The organism is Neorhizobium alkalisoli (assembly GCF_002968635.1).
Taxonomy (GTDB): Bacteria; Pseudomonadota; Alphaproteobacteria; order Rhizobiales; family Rhizobiaceae; genus Neorhizobium; species Neorhizobium alkalisoli.
Map to the genome: position 1 here is coordinate 1 of NZ_PVBN01000034.1, position 1,009 is coordinate 1,009.

Annotated in this window: 1 protein-coding gene; it reads right to left on the reverse strand. The window is 61.6% G+C overall.

The window, feature by feature from the left end; all coding sequences use genetic code 11:
* Window positions 1-9: 9 nt before the first annotated feature.
* Window positions 10-958, reverse strand: a protein-coding gene (locus tag C5L13_RS28410; RefSeq protein WP_105386608.1) for an IS630 family transposase whose coding sequence is annotated in 2 segments (ribosomal slippage) — window positions 10-621 and window positions 623-958 — 948 coding nt in all. Because the reading frame shifts where the segments join, the coding sequence is not laid out codon by codon here.
* Window positions 959-1,009 lie beyond the last annotated feature (51 nt).

Sequence of the window (1,009 nt, forward strand, 5' to 3'; positions counted from 1 at the left end):
TAGAGCGGTTCATGTTTTGACGGAAGCGTATCCGGCGTTTACGAAGTAGTTACTGCATTCGCCGGGTTGGATTGTTGTGACGAGAGAGCCGATGTGTCGCCACGTGTCCTCGATCGTTCGCTTTTGGGCATGGCGCATCCAGTGCTTGATCTTGGCGAAGGCCTGTTCGATCGGATTGAGGTCGGGGGAATAGGGCGGCAGGAACCAGAGCCTTGCGCCGGCCGCTGTGACGATCTGACGTACGGCCGCCGATTTGTGGCTGCCGAGATTGTCCATGATGACAATGTCGCCGGGCTTGAGAATGGGCACGAGTTGTTGCTCGACATAGGCGCGGAAGCATTGGCCATTGATCGGCCCGTCGAAGACGCAGGGTGCGGTGAGCTGGTCGCAACGCAGTGCGCCCAGGAATGTCAGCGTGCGCCAATGGCCATGCGGGGCAAAGGCGCGCAAGCGCTTGCCCTTCGGCCCCCAGCCGCGCAGCGGCGTCATGTTGGTCTTGATCCAGGTCTCGTCGATGAACACCAGCCGTCTGGGATCGAGACCAGCCTGCCATGCCTTCCAGCGCTGACGTCGGCGGGCAATGTCGGCGCGGGCCTGCTCAAGGGCGAACAGCGTTTTTTTTGAAGCGCAGCCCTTCGCGCCGGATGAACTGCCACACCGCATTGTGCGAAACAGTCACACCGCGCCCTGCCAGTTCAGCCTTCAACCCATGCAGGGTCAGCTGCGGGTTCTGGGTGAGCCGCTCGATGATGAAGGCGCGATGCGGCTCCAGAATGCGCTTGCGATGGCCGCCCATCTTGCCCGGCGCGACAGAGCCGGTCGCCCGATAGCGCTGCGACCACTTCACGACGGATGAAACCGATACGCCAAATCGCGACGCAACCGAACGGCAGTTCTCACCGGCCACAACCGCCGCCACAACACGCTCGCGAAGATCATTCGAAAGAGCTCGTGTCATCAGATGCTGGCCTCCGCCCAGCCAGCACCTTGAATCACAAAACCGGCCCAC